Here is a 13621-nt window from a genome sequence, read left to right on the forward strand (position 1 = left end):
TTTAAAGTCGGGATTTTCTATTATACATACTAAATTATAATAATAAGGGTAGTATATTAAAAAGTACTAAAAGGGGGAATTTCATGAAAGACAATAGTCAAAATAGGACTAATATACCAACCATTGAAGAAATGAAAGAAAAATATAAAATTGATTTGAGAATAGATGCAATTGAAAAAAATAATTTAGAAAATATAAATGCTCAAAATGGTAAAGGTGCTTTTTTTAATAAGTTTAGAAAATCAAATATTGAAGAAAATTTAATAAAAAATGATTTTAAAGAGAACACTTACTATAAAAAATACAAAGAATATGTAAATAAAGAATTAAAAACTAAAGAAGAACAAATATTAAACTTGGAAAATCTAATAGAATATGAAAAATTCTTTCTAAAATGGGAAAGAAAAGTAAATTATAAAAGTAATAATTATAATGGATATGGAAGTACCTCCTCTACAAGATACCATGTAGATTATATTGAAAAATTAGAAGAAGAATTAGATAATGTTCTAAAAAATTCTGAAGAAGCATGGCAATTTTACTATAAAAGACAATTATTAGATGATATAGAAAAACAACAAAAGCATAAACTTGTAGATGTGGAGTATGTTTTAAATGCTAAGAAAAAAGTGGCAGAGTCATTAAATCAAGGAGTGCCTGTATATATAGTAGGTCATCTTGGAAGTGGTAAGACTCAACTTGCAACAGAAGCTGCTATTTCTTTTACTGTTCAAAATAAAATTCAAAGTGAACTAGAAATTCAAATGGAAGAGTGGTTTTTAGAAAATCAAAATGCAGATGAAAAAATGGCAATTGAAAAATTTAGAGAATTAAATGCACAAAGAAAAAATCACTACAAAAATATTTTAGAAGAGGGTAGTGGTGAAGAAATAGAAAAACTTCAACCTCTTTTTATATCAGGATCTCACAATATTACCTATGAAGATATGTTTATAGAAAAAACACTTACATTGGGACATAGTTTTTCAAAGGGTTCTTTTTCAGACTATTTAGATCTTATAATAGATGATTTTTATATATGGATGAATGAGCATAAAGAAAAGCTTGAGAAAATGACAGAAGAAGAGCAATTAAACTTAAAGATTCAAATATGGAAGAGTTTTTCAGATCTTTTAGTAGCTAAAAATTCTGCCTTTGGTACAGAAATTAAAAAAGTTGAAAAAGAAATTTTAATAGCTGTAACAGAAGGTAGAACTGTAATAATAGATGAATTAAATACAATTGCAATGCAAAACTTAATTGCTCTAAATGATATATTACAAAGAAAAGCAGGATCAAGAGCATATATTACAGGTGTAGGACCAGTGCTAATTAAAGAGGGATTTGGTCTAATAGGAACAGGAAATCTATCTACACAAAGAGTAAATTATGAAGGTACAAATGAGCTAAATCCTGCCTTTAAGTCTAGATTTATGACTATTGAATACAATTATGTAAATCAAAACTTAATAGGTGCATTAAGTGAACAGGAAAATCCAGAAGAAAACGAACTATTTAGAATAATAATCTCAAGACTTACAGATAAATATGGAAATATTCATTTGCCAGGTGGAATAGATACATTAGAAGAACTATTTAGATTTGCAAAACTTTGTAAAGTTACACAAGATGTATTTATGGGGAAATTAAAAGAAAGTGGACTTGATGAAAATAGCCAAGTTGAAGACTTAGAACTTAGAGAAGCAGTGCTTTCAATTCGTAATATTTTAAATGTCTTAGACAACTGGAATTTAGGAGAAGAAAAAGATCTTTCAAAGGCGCTATGGGACTCTTTCATAAGCACTATAACCTATGCTGATGATCAAAATTATATATTGTCACAAAGTGTTAGATTTGGATTTTTCAAAAAAAGTGATGGATGGAATATTGTGACAAAATCAGAGGGAGACTCTACGACAACATATGAAGAAATAAGAGAATATCCCTATAAATATATAAGAAAAAATATTGAAACTTTTAGTTATTTTGATTTAATAAAATTACTTTTTGGAAATGAACCTAAAAATACAGAAATTTCAGAAGAATTAAAACAAATTTTAAAGGATAATATAGAGGAAAACTTAAAAATAAATATTGATAAATATCAGGAACTTGACGAAAAATTGTCACATTTAGAGCATTCCATAGATTTATTAGAATATTTAGAAGATTTTGGAGAAAATTAAAATGGATTTATCATTAGATAAAAAAGATTTTAAGAAAAATGTAAAAAATCTACGAGAAAATTTAAATGAAATTAAAAAAACAGGTATATTAGAAGAAGATTTTGAAGAAAAATTAGAAGAAATTAAAAAATTAGAAGAAAAACTCTTAAAAGATTTAATTCCCTATTATAGAGAAAATACTAAGGATATAAATAAAGACAAAATAGAAATAATTAAACTTAAAGAAATTGGAAGTATCTATATAAAGGGATTTTTAGAAAAATATTTAAAGATTAATGATAATTTATATATTATATCTAGTAGTAAAAAAGAAGTTTATTTTATTTATATAAATAAAAATTTAGAAATAGAGATAAGTCTTCCACTAGAAGAAATTAAAGATAATATAGCATATTTTTATAAGATAAATAATAATGAAATATTTATTATATCCTTAAAGGGTAAAACTTATAAAATCCTAATTAAAAACTTAGAAAAACTTCCAAATATAAAAAATGATTTAGAGATAATTGAAATTAAAAATAATTTTGTAGATAATTTTATGGGAAGAAGTATTTCTCTTGGAAAAGATATATTTTTAACTGAAAGTAGTGAGTCTAGAATCAATCTATTTAAATTAAATAGTGAAATAAATTATTTTAAAGATATTTATATAGATATAGAAAATTGGACTACCTTTGAAAAAGTTAAAGAAAATCACATTTTAGTAGGAACAAAAGATGGAAAATTATATAGTATTAAATTTAGCGAAAATAAATTTTATATATTAGAAAAATTAGAATTTGATTTTAATATTAGAAAAATAAAAGTTTTAGAAGATGAATCTCTAATAAAAAATAAAGTTCTTATATTGGGAGATAAAGGGAATTTAAAAATTTTAGAAATAGATGAAAAAATTAATATTTTAAAAAGTTTTGATAATTTAAAGGGGAATTTATTTGATGTAGATTCAAATAGAGGAACAGCCATTATCTTAAGTGAGGACGGAGTTTTATATACAATAGAAGAAAATTTAGGAAAATGGCATTTAAATAAAAATTATAAGAAAGATTTATTTTATACTAATATTATTGCAAAAAATAATAAGGAATATTTGGCAATGAATTTAGATTTAAAATTTGATTTGATTAAAATAAATAGAGTAACTACAGCAGAAGATTTATGGAAAGTGGATTTAATATAAGAGGTGTTAAAATGTCACAATTTGATGAGAAAATTCTAATTGAAGAGTCAAAGAAAAACTTTGAAGAATTTTTAAAAAAAGAAAAGAGATCTCTCGTTACTTTTACTAAGGATTCAAATTTAATATATATGCCAAATTCCAATATAGATAAATTTATATTAAATCCAAAAAAGGGAGTATTAAATATTCCTTTGACAAGTTTTTTAGATAGGGACTTAAATAATGTTGAAATTCTGTGGCATATTTATTATGAACTTGCGCTATATCCAGACTGGAAAAAGAACCCAGAAAAATACTTATATAGAGATGAGCTTTGGAAGGAAGAAATAGAAAAGATAAGTTTATATATTCTTTCTAAAATAAAGACCTTAAATCTGCAAGATGATCCTGCATATAAAAGTAAGATTATTAAAAATTATGTAAAAAAAGAAATCTTGGATTTTTTATATTTAATAGATAAATATACAGCTTTTCTTAGAGTATTGCAGTTAAATCCAATGTATGAATATGAGGAAAATAATAAGTATATTTTAGAATATATGAAGGAGAATAAAAAAACTTTAAATTCCATAGAAAATATGCAAAGACATAGAGCTTTTTCAAATAGTTTTTTATTAATTGAATTATATAAAGAAATTCCAAATTTTAATCTTGAGGAAAATCCCTTTAATATAAAAATTTTTAATGAAGATTTATTTTATTTTGTAAGAAGAAATTTGATTTTAGAAATAAATAAAGGTGAAGGTATTTTAAAAAGAGATGAATTTGTAAAGTCCTTTGTATATCCAGTATTTGAAAAATTATTTATTGATGAAATAGACAATATGGAATTTGTAGAATCAAAATCTAAAAGTATGGAAAAATCCAAAGGTGAGAAAAGTCCTCTAGAAGCAAGTAAAGATGATGATATGCCAGATTCCTTTGAATCTACTAAAGAAGAAGTAGATGATATATTAAAGGAAATGCTAGAGGAAAAAGAAAGTTTAGATATTGCATCAGAAGATATAGTTCAGGGAAAAGTTGATTTAAAAGATTATGGAGTAAGTAATAGTGAAGAGGAACTTTTCAATTATTATGCTATAAAAATGAAAAAGCAAAGAGATGAAATGAAGTTGTTTTGGAGAAAACTTGTTGGAAATGCAAAAAAAGAAGAAAATGTAAAAAAGACAGAAGAGCAAAAAGGAAAGCTTCATGTGGACAGTTTAATAAAGCATTATCCAGACTTTGTAGAGGCAGAAAAAAAGGGGAATTACAAAGATTTACCTATATTTAGTAGATACTTATTAGAGCCTAAAGCAAAAGTTTTGCCAGAGAAAATAGAAATTTCATTTTTAATAGACAATTCAGGATCTATGAATGAGTCAAAAATAGAAGCAGCAAGAAAAGCAGTTGCAGTTACTCTTTTGTCCTTAGAAGATTTTAATGACTACTTAGAAAAAAACACAGAAAAATTAAATCAAAAAGTTGAAGTTTTAAGTGAAACTTGGTTTTTTGGAAGTAAATATAATAATCTTAAAAAATTCCAATATAAAAATAATAAAAATCGTGAAAAAAGTGATATTATAAAATCTATTACAAAAATTGATGGATATTATGGGGCAACAGATGATGCAAGTTGTCTAAGAGAAATAGCAGATAATATTACATCCTATGAAGAAAGTAGGCTTAAAAGAGGACAAGATATAAAAATACTCTTTGAAATAACCGATGGAGCTTCGTCTTTTCCAGGACTTGCAAAAAATGCAGTAGAAGATTTAATGGAAAAAAATGTTAAAGTTTTTGCCTTTCAAATAGGAAAAAATAGCGATAAAAACGAAGAATTATTTAATTATGTATGGAATGAAAATTTTAAAGAAAAACATGGAATTATAATAGGAGAAGATGTTGAAAAACTTCCTCAAGAACTTTTAAATTCTATAGGAAATAATTTAGAAAATATTTTTACAAAATAAAAACCACCTGAAAAGGTGGTTTATTTTGAATTTAGATAATTTAATAAATCTTCATTTGTTGTTTGATCTGTAATAAAAAATCTCTTTAGTCCATATAAACTTTGAGGAAGTCCCTTTATTATATAGTTTTGTCCCTCAATAGTTGTAACAGTTGATTTTATATTATTTTCAGATAAGATAACTGCTGTTAAATCTGAATAATATCCTCCAGGATATGCAAAAGAATCAACATCTTTATCTTTAATTTTATTTATTAATTTATTTTCGGATGCAATGTCTTTTTCAAGAATTTCAATAAATTCTTTTTCTGATTCATCTTCAAATTTCATAGCATTTGTACGAGCTTTATTTTTTTCAAACTTCTCAGCTTGATGCATATCAAAACTATGAGATCCAAAATCTATTAGACCAGATTCATACATTTCACGAGCTTCATCTATAGAAAAGTGAGGAATGATTTTTTCATTAGTATCCTTGTATTTGTCCTTTCCAATGGAAAAACCTATTGGATAAATTGTAGCCTTATAATTAAGTTCTTTTAGAAGTGGATAGGCAAGGTTATAATTACTCTTATATCCATCATCAAAAGTTATTAAAATTGGCTTATTAGGAAGTTCTACTCCCTTATTTACATAATTGTATAAATCATTAAAATCAACAGTATTATATCCCTCTTCCTTTAGAAAACGAATTTGTCTTTCAAAGTTTTCATAAGAGATAATATCTGCATTGTCACCAGACTTTCTAATATCATGATACATTAAAATCGGAACTTTTTCTGAATAGACATTATTATTTATTTCTGTATCTGCAAAAAATCTCTTAGAAGCTTCCTTGTAGTTGTCCTTTGTAACATAATATCCAAAGTCCTCTGGCATATAAATATTTTTATCATCATAAACTTTTGCAAGCATCATAGTTCCAACAGAATTTCGCCAGTGAGTTCTATCATAAAAATATCTAGGCTCATAACTTATAGAAGAATTTGTAAAGTCCCAAAAGGAAACTACTTGAGAAATTTCTTTATAAAACTTTTCTACTTCATTTTTATTATAAAATTTGTAGTCACGATTATATAAAGGACACATTACAACTTCTAAATTTATATTTTCTTTTTCACAAATTTCTTTAATTTCAATTAGAGATTTTTTTACATCTTCAATATAATCTAAATGCTTATCTTCTGAAAAATCATAATTAAAGACATTATATTCTTCCTTTGAAAGATATTCGTCTTTTGAGTGAATTGGCTCAACATCTCTTAAAGACTTGTCATAGGAACCATTTTCTGCATTAAATACATCAAAACTTTCTTGAAGATAGGAATCTTTTTTAATTGATTTTATCTTATCTATTGAATAGTTTGGATTTGCCAATAAATATTTAGAATAAAATTCTACTGGGCTTGAGTTTTCTACTTTATAATGCATTTTGTCATTTAATCTTTCATTTCCAACATTATAGTAAAGTCCATGTGTAATTGTAAGTGGTAAGAAAATATTTTTAACTTCATAATTTTTTACAATATATTTTACAGTATCTACTGAATCAAGCATATCTGCTCCATAATAAAATAAATTATAAAATTTATCACCAGTATATTTATCTAAATATTTGCTTAAAAAGGCAGAAGATCCACTTGCCCCAACTACATAGGAGTCGAATTTTTCATGATTTTTATCTAGGTATTCTATCTTTGCGATTCTAGGATTTTGAGTCATATTGTAAGAATGCCAATTTAAAAACTGATCCTTAAAAAGCCCAAAGGGCGATACTATTATATTTAATAAAACTATTAATAATAGTATTGAGATAAAAACCCTAATAAAAAGTTTTACAAATTTTTTAGAATTCATTTTTCACCTCAATATTGCTTGTAAATAAACTCTGTAGATACATATCCCTTAGAATATATTACAAAGTAAACTATAAATAAAACAGCTAGTAGAATATAAATAAATTGAATAAAGCCATTTCTCTTTTCAAAGCGCTTCATTAAATTTATTCCTCTTTCTGTTTGAAAATCTACATAGAAAAGAATAAATATAGACACAAGCATTATAATCCAATTTAGTTGTGAAATTTCAAAAGTTCTAAATAAATCTATATTTACAGATTTAAGATTAAAATTTAAAAATGTATGTTTTATCATTGAAATTGCAACCTTAAATCCTGATGCTCTTGTAAAAAATCTACCAATACAAACTAAAATATTAGTACGAATAATCATAAAAAGTCTATAATATAGCTTTTCATCATCTATTCTAAGTATTGATTTTATTTTAGTATAATTACTTTCTAAAAGTAGTGATAGTGAGATTATAGTACCATTCCACAGACCAAAGGCAATATATTTAAAACCAGCACCATGCCATATACCAACTATAAAATAAATTAAATAAGTTGATATGCAAAGTGATAGGAATTTACCCTTTTCTGGACCAAAAATTTTCCTGCCCTTTTTATTTAATTTAACAAGGGGTTTTGATAAATTTAGTGGATAAAATAAATAATCCTTAAGCCAAGTTCCCAGTGTAATATGCCATCTTCTCCAGAAATCTGAAATAGATGTTGCAAAGAAAGGTTGCTTAAAGTTAATACTCATTTTTATACCAAATATTTGAGATATACCACGAACTATATCAATTCCACCAGAAAAATCTGTATAAATTTGTATTCCATAACAAAGTATAGATAAAAATACAATTGCTCCAGGATAGGAAGTATAATCTTTAAATACTGTATTTACAATGACTCCAATTTTATCTGAAATTAATATTTTTTTGAAATAACCCCAGATTACAAGTTGAAGTCCATATTTTATTTCGTCATAATTAATACTATGTTTTTTATAAAGTTGTTCTGATAATTTATAATATCTTCCAATAGGTCCTTGTATCATTTGTGGAAAATAGGACACAAAAAGGGCATATTTAAAGATATTTCTCTGTGAATTATACTTACCTCTATAAATATCAATAACATATCCAATAGATTGAAATATATAAAAAGAAATTCCAAGTGGAAGTATTATATTACTTAGACTATTTGGAATAATAATATTTGTAAGATTTCCATCTATGTTAAATTTTAAAAGTATTGAATTTATAATAGAGTAAATATAAGCACTGTATTTAAAAATAGCAAGCATTCCAAAATTAATTAAAATTGCAAATAAAAGATGCTTTTTTTTAATATTATCAACTTGCTCTTTTTTCTTTTTTATCTGAGTTCTTGGAAGTATTTCCTTATTTTCTTTTTTAAAAGCTTTAAACTCTCTATTTAATTTATCAATTTTATTAGCTGCAAAATAAGTAGTTAATGTAGTTATTAATAAATATATAATAGAAATTGGCCCTGATATAAAATAAAAGGCATAACTTGCAATAAGTAATAATTGCCACTGAAGTCTTCTAAGAGGACCATAGTAGAAAAATGCAAGTAAGCTTATAAAAACCAAAAATTCAGCTGACAATAAGGACATTTTTATTCCTTATCTAATTCTTCAATTAGTAATTCAAGATCATCTAAATTGTTGAAATTTTCAGGAAGAATATCTTCAACACCAATTTTAACATCTAATTCTTCTTCAATTTCAAGAATTAAATTTACTATGTCAAAAGAATCTAATATACCATCATCAACTAGTTTCATATCGTCACTATAGTCAATATCTGGTCTAACTTCATTTAATATTTCAATTAATTTTTCTTTCATTATTTAAACCTCTTTCATAAAAATTTTAGATTTAATTTTAGTTTCTTTAAAATTCATCTTTTTATATACATTTATTGCACTTATATTATTATCTAGTACGAAAAGATCAATTTTTTTAATATTTTCACAACTGCTATATTCTATAAAGGAAGATAAAATTTTACTTCCATATCCCATATTTTTATATTTGTTAAAAACACAGAAATGATCAATTGTAAAAATATTTCTTTTCTTGCTAAATTCAATAAATCCAACTAGTTCATTATAATCTATATGGGGAAAAATTTCATTATTTTCAATAGATTTTAAAAGCTCATCTTTTCTTTTAATACAGCCATAGTAGGGATTGAAATTTTCTAAAATACAATTATATATTTCATCTAAAAAAGAATTATCTATTTTTTCAAAATCAAAATTTCTATCTATATTATTAAGATCTAAACTAAGACTCGTTCTATTATTTAATTCTTTAAAATTCATTTTATTTAAAATATCTTCTATAGAAGAGTCATATCTTAAAGTATTATAAGAATATTCAAAGACTATATTTTTGTCTATTGAGAAGTTAAAATTATTATCTTCTTTAATTAAATAATAATATCCCAAATAGTGAGTATCTCTATCTACTAATATAATAAGATTGTCCTTATCACTTATATAATAGAGATTTTGTTCTAAAATATATTTTTCTAGTGAACTTGGATTTTGTAAAAAGTTCATAAAATGTTTTTTATTAAAATAAATATTAATAAGGCTATTTAGCTCATTAATAGAATTAATTTTTTTTATAATAATCATCCTTTAATTTATTTCTATTGATTTTTCCATTATTTGTATAGGGCATAGTATCAAGTTTTATTAATTTATTTGGATACATATATTTTGGGATTTTTCCCTTTAGTTTTATGAAAATATCACGTCTTGAAAGTTCAATGCCTGTATATATAAATACAATTAGTTGATTGTCCTTATCATAAATACAAATACCTTCTTGAACCTCATCTAAGGTTTTAAGTGCAAATTCAATTTCACCAAGCTCAATTCTATTTCCCATATGTTTTATTTGATTATCACGCCTTGATACAAATACTAACTCTCCTAGATCATTGTATTTTGCAAGATCACCTGTTTTATAAATAATATCCCTATAGGATTTATTATTTGGATTTTGAATAAAGGATTTATCAGTCTTTTCAAAATCATTATAATATCCCATAGAAACAGCAGTACCACGAATAGCTATTTCTCCAATACCATCATTAATAATATTATTATTTTCATCAAGTAAAAAAACTTCCATATTTTTACAAGCACGACCTAAGGGAATAGCTTCATCCTTTGAAAACTCACGATCTACAATATAATACATTGCATCAACAGTGCACTCACTAGGTCCATATAAATTGACATAAAGAGCATTTAGATTTTTCTTCCAAATATTTAGCTCCTTAGTGTGAAGAGCTTCTCCTGCAAAGATAACTTTATTTACACTTTGAAGTTTTTCTATATCAAAAACAGAAGAATTAGACAATATATTAATAGCACTAACAGCCCAAAGTAGAGAAGTTACCTTTTTTTCATTTAAAAATTTAACTAAATTTAAAGGAGTTAAAAATAATTGCTTTGGAATTATCTCCATTTTAGCTCCAGCAAAGGCCATTATATAAATATCCTTAGTAGCACCATCAAAGTAAAAAGGACTTTGATTTGCCAAAATATCATCACTTGTAAAATTAAATGTATCTACAAGCCAAAGTCCAAGATCAATAACCATCTTGTGACTTATGACAACACCCTTTGGCACACCAGTAGAACCTGATGTCATAATAAGATAACAAGGATCTATATCAAGGGATTTATCTCGAGTTTCTTTTAAATTTATTTCATCTATATCATTTAAAACAATATCTTCAAAATCAAAAACTTTACTATTAGAATCTACAAAGGGATTATTTTTAGTAATTGAAATAGAGCAAATTGGCTCAATAGTATTAATCATATTTTCAATTCTAATAAGAGGAGTTTCTCCATCTATAGGAACATAAAAATTGCCACTATATAAAACTCCAAAAAAAGCTACAATTGATTTTAAGCTCTTTTGAACTTCTACGAAAATTGGTTGATTTCTCTTTTTATCTAAATTTTCATATAAAAAAGAACCTATTTTTTTACTTTGATTTATAAGTTCTTCAAAAGTAATAAATTCATTATTGTCTGAAATAGCAATTTTTTTTGGATAGTTTTTTGCTGTTTCTTCTAAATACTCTAAAACACTTAATTTCACAGCTTTCACCTCTAAAATAATATATCATAATTTCATATTTATTAAAAGTTTAGACCTATTAAAAAACTCTATAAAATCTTTTAAATATTGACTTATAAAAACTTTGTAGTATATATAATAATAAAAGGAAGTGATTATTTGAGTGGTAATTGCAATAGATGTGGTGAAGAGCTATGTACTAAAAATATTATTATGTTTAGAAGTCTTCCAATGGAAATTCAAAGAAAACTTATATTAAGGGCAAAACATATTGATTATAAAAAAAATGATATTATTATAAATGAAAATGATAAATTAGACAGTATTCTTATTATAAGAGAGGGAAAAATAAAATTAAATAAATATGATCTTCAAGGTAAGGAATATATTTTTGATATTTTAATTAAGGGAGATAGCATTGGAGAAGAATTATTCTTTGAAGAGATGAATTATCCCTATAATTGTATTGCAGTTGAAGATGTTAAAATTTGTAAATTTAGTAAAAGTTCCTTTATTGATTTAATTAAAAAAGAGCCGGAAACAGCACTTGATATTATGAAAAATTTAAATAGAAAATTAATTATTTCTAATGAAAATTTATCTATACTTCATGAAAATAATGCGCTAAAAAAAGTTGCAATGTTTTTAATATATAGAAGTAAAAGACTTGAAGATAAAGAAATACATTTGTCAATTGATGATATTGCTGCAATTATAAATCTAAGAAGAGAGACAGTAAGTAGAAAGATAAGTGAGCTTCAAGAAGAGAAAATAGTTGAAAGAGTTGGAAATAAAAAAATAAAAATATTAAATATAAAAAAATTAGAAGAATTATTATAAGTTGATTTAAATCAATGTTTAAACCTTCTTTAAGACTTAATATAGAGATATAAAAGATATTAAGTTTTAAAGAGGGTTTTTTTATGATAACAAAAGATAAAAATATTAAAGATATAGTTGAAGAATATCCAAAAACAATAAAAGTATTATTAAATTTTAAAATAAATCCCTTTACTTTAGAAAAAAGATCAATTGAAATAATGGCAAAGGAAAGAAAATTGGATATAAATAAAGTAGTAGAATGTTTAAATAAAAATGCCATTTGATTTTAATAAGGAGGAGTAAAGTGAAAAAGTTAGTAAAAAATAATGTAAGTTGGGTTGGATATATTGATTGGGAACTTGAAAGCTTTCATGGCGATGACTATTCAATAATAAATGGTTCTAGTCAAAATTCCTACTTAATTCAAGAGGAAAAAAATGTCTTAATAGATACAGTTTGGGCTCCACATAGATTTGAATTTATTGACAATTTAAAAAAAGAAATCAATTTAAAAGATATTGATTTTATAGTTGCAAATCATGGAGAAGTAGATCATTCAGGGGCTTTAGTTGATCTTATGAAGGAAATTCCAGATACTCCTATTTACTGTACAGCAAATGCAGTAAAAAGTATTGAGGGACAATATGGAAAACATGGATGGAATTTTAAAACTGTAAAAACAGGTGATAGTGTAGATATTGGAAATGGCAAAAAACTTATTTTTGTAGAGATGAAAATGCTTCATTGGCCAGATAGTATGGCAACTTATATGACAAGTGACAATATTTTGTTTTCAAATGATGCCTTTGGACAACATTATGCAGTAGAAGAACTTTTTAATGATAGAGCAGATAAATGTCTACTTGAGAAGGAAGCTATGAAATATTATGCAAATATTTTAAATCCTTTTTCACCTTTTGCATCAAGAAAAATAAAAGAAATAGTAGCTTTAAATCTTCCAATTGAAATAATTGCTCCAAGTCATGGTGCTATTTGGAGAGATAATCCAATGCAAATTGTAGAAAAATATGCACTTTGGGCAGAAGAATATCAAGAAGATCAAATTACTATTGTCTATGACACTATGTGGCAAGGAACAGAGAAAATTGCACATAAAATAGCAAGTGAAGTTCATAGACTAAGTCCAAATACAGTAGTAAGAGTATTTAATTGTGCAAAATATGATAAAAATGAAATAATGACAGAGGTATTTAAATCTCGTGCAATTGCAGTTGGATCACCAACAGTTGGAAATGATATTTTATCAAGTGTTGATGGATGGATACACTTTTTAAAATCATTAAAATTTAAAAATAAAAAAGCAGCAGCTTTTGGTTGTTATGGATGGAGTGGAGAAGGTGTAAAGGTCCTACAAGAAAGACTTTTAGATGCAGGATTTGAAGTAGTAGAGGAAAATATTAAATCTCTTTGGAATCCAGATGAAGAAGATTTTGAAAAGGCAAGTTCTGTTGTAAAAGCTCTATTGAAATAGGTGATA

At 24.9% G+C, this 13621-nt stretch carries 11 protein-coding genes; 6 read left to right on the plus strand and 5 right to left on the minus strand.

The genetic code is table 11. The features are described from left to right. The first annotated feature begins 83 nt into the window (after positions 1-83). The 3 genes from J2Z71_RS05550 to J2Z71_RS05560 are packed head-to-tail and all read left to right on the plus strand — an operon-like array spanning position 84 to position 5321. Positions 84-2186 (plus strand): P-loop NTPase family protein, encoded by a 2103-nt coding sequence (locus J2Z71_RS05550; protein ID WP_210060864.1) that lies wholly within the window; start codon positions 84-86, stop codon positions 2184-2186. A gap of 1 nt (position 2187) precedes the next feature. Next, on the plus strand, positions 2188-3369 hold the full coding sequence (locus tag J2Z71_RS05555; RefSeq protein ID WP_210060865.1) for a hypothetical protein: 1182 nt from the start codon (positions 2188-2190) through the stop codon (positions 3367-3369). Further along, a complete protein-coding gene (locus tag J2Z71_RS05560; protein ID WP_210060866.1) occupies positions 3348-5321 on the plus strand; it encodes a vWA domain-containing protein in 1974 nt (657 codons plus the stop codon). Before J2Z71_RS05555 ends, J2Z71_RS05560 begins: the two co-directional genes overlap by 22 nt. A gap of 20 nt (positions 5322-5341) precedes the next feature. On the opposite strand, the gene J2Z71_RS05565 is transcribed toward J2Z71_RS05560, so the two are convergent. Genes J2Z71_RS05565 through J2Z71_RS05585 form a run of 5 tightly spaced genes read right to left on the minus strand, consistent with a single transcriptional unit; the run spans position 5342 to position 11322 of the window. Continuing rightward, complete coding sequence (locus tag J2Z71_RS05565; RefSeq protein ID WP_210060867.1) at positions 5342-7177, minus strand: polysaccharide deacetylase family protein; 1836 nt, start codon at positions 7175-7177, stop codon at positions 5342-5344. Between the two features lie 8 nt (positions 7178-7185). Beyond that, the gene (locus tag J2Z71_RS05570) at positions 7186-8805 is read right to left on the minus strand and encodes an MBOAT family O-acyltransferase (RefSeq protein ID WP_210060868.1); all 1620 of its coding nucleotides are present in this window, start codon (positions 8803-8805) and stop codon (positions 7186-7188) included. 2 nt (positions 8806-8807) lie between these two features. After that, the gene (locus J2Z71_RS05575; RefSeq protein ID WP_210060869.1) at positions 8808-9038 is read right to left on the minus strand and encodes a phosphopantetheine-binding protein; all 231 of its coding nucleotides are present in this window, start codon (positions 9036-9038) and stop codon (positions 8808-8810) included. Positions 9039-9041: 3 nt separating this feature from the next. Further along, positions 9042-9758: a GNAT family N-acetyltransferase gene (locus J2Z71_RS05580; RefSeq protein WP_210060870.1), complete on the minus strand. Its 717-nt coding sequence runs from the start codon at positions 9756-9758 to the stop codon at positions 9042-9044. Between the two features lie 55 nt (positions 9759-9813). Next, a complete protein-coding gene (locus tag J2Z71_RS05585) occupies positions 9814-11322 on the minus strand; it encodes an AMP-binding protein (protein ID WP_210060871.1) in 1509 nt (502 codons plus the stop codon). 138 nt (positions 11323-11460) lie between these two features. Here J2Z71_RS05585 and J2Z71_RS05590 point away from each other — a divergent pair, with 138 nt between their 5' ends. The 3 genes from J2Z71_RS05590 (at position 11461) to J2Z71_RS05600 (ending at position 13615) form a co-directional block, all read left to right on the plus strand. Beyond that, on the plus strand, positions 11461-12141 hold the full coding sequence (locus J2Z71_RS05590) for a Crp/Fnr family transcriptional regulator (RefSeq protein ID WP_210060872.1): 681 nt from the start codon (positions 11461-11463) through the stop codon (positions 12139-12141). Positions 12142-12224: 83 nt separating this feature from the next. Then, positions 12225-12407, plus strand: a complete 183-nt coding sequence (locus J2Z71_RS05595) for a hypothetical protein (RefSeq protein ID WP_210060873.1) — start codon at positions 12225-12227, stop codon at positions 12405-12407. 20 nt (positions 12408-12427) lie between these two features. Further along, positions 12428-13615: an oxygen-binding di-iron domain-containing protein gene (locus J2Z71_RS05600; protein ID WP_210060874.1), complete on the plus strand. Its 1188-nt coding sequence runs from the start codon at positions 12428-12430 to the stop codon at positions 13613-13615. Positions 13616-13621: the final 6 nt, after the last annotated feature.

This window comes from Peptoniphilus stercorisuis (genome assembly GCF_017874395.1).
Classification (GTDB): Bacteria; Bacillota; Clostridia; order Tissierellales; family Peptoniphilaceae; genus Anaerosphaera; species Anaerosphaera stercorisuis.

Coding starts and splice junctions, on each gene's coding strand:
- J2Z71_RS05570 (WP_210060868.1), bottom strand. CDS start 8,805: ATGTCCTTATTGTCAGCTGAATTTTTGGTTTTTATAAGCTTACTTGCA.
- J2Z71_RS05580 (WP_210060870.1), bottom strand. CDS start 9,758: ATGAACTTTTTACAAAATCCAAGTTCACTAGAAAAATATATTTTAGAA.
- J2Z71_RS05555 (WP_210060865.1), top strand. CDS start 2,188: ATGGATTTATCATTAGATAAAAAAGATTTTAAGAAAAATGTAAAAAAT.
- J2Z71_RS05550 (WP_210060864.1), top strand. CDS start 84: ATGAAAGACAATAGTCAAAATAGGACTAATATACCAACCATTGAAGAA.
- J2Z71_RS05565 (WP_210060867.1), bottom strand. CDS start 7,177: ATGAATTCTAAAAAATTTGTAAAACTTTTTATTAGGGTTTTTATCTCA.
- J2Z71_RS05575 (WP_210060869.1), bottom strand. CDS start 9,038: ATGAAAGAAAAATTAATTGAAATATTAAATGAAGTTAGACCAGATATT.
- J2Z71_RS05595 (WP_210060873.1), top strand. CDS start 12,225: ATGATAACAAAAGATAAAAATATTAAAGATATAGTTGAAGAATATCCA.
- J2Z71_RS05560 (WP_210060866.1), top strand. CDS start 3,348: ATGGAAAGTGGATTTAATATAAGAGGTGTTAAAATGTCACAATTTGAT.